General features: G+C 66.5%; 1 pseudogene. It reads right to left on the bottom strand.

The window, feature by feature from the left end:
* Positions 1-519 (bottom strand): annotated as a pseudogene (locus ACY34J_RS29055) (amino acid transporter); the annotation flags it as partial.

Here is a 519-nt window from a genome sequence, read left to right as displayed (position 1 = left end):
GGCTGCCGAAGGTGGAGCCCAGGTACTCGTGTGCCAGATACGCCAGTGCGCGCCCGTTGGCCTCCCCGCCTGACTGGAACTCCCGTGCGGGGATGAGCAGCGTGGTGATGAAGCTGGTGGTGATGAGGAAGACGCTCATGATCAGCGCCGCGGTGGTCAGCAGCTTCTTTGCCCCCCTGATGCGTCCGAGGGGACGCTCCTCCGTATCGCCGGGGTCCCCCTCGATGTGCGGCATGACCGCCACACCGGTCTCGAAGCCCGAAAGGCCCAGGGCCAGCTTCGGAAAGACGATCAAGGCCAGCCCGATCATCAGGAGCGGGCTGCCATGCTGCGTGGTCAGCGCCTGCGACCAGTCGGGGATCACATGCGGTGCGGTGATCACATGCCACAGCCCCACCGCCACCACGATGGCGTTCAGGGCCAGGTAGATCCCCACGAGCGCCACGGCGATGCCGATCGCCTCGGTGAAGCCCTTGAGGAACACCCCGCCCAGCAATGCGATCAGGACGAGGGTGACGC

This window comes from Streptomyces sp. HSS9-12 (genome assembly GCF_054963655.1).
The sequence above is the reverse complement of the archived record's forward strand: the minus strand, read 5'-3'. Positions and strand labels throughout refer to the sequence as shown.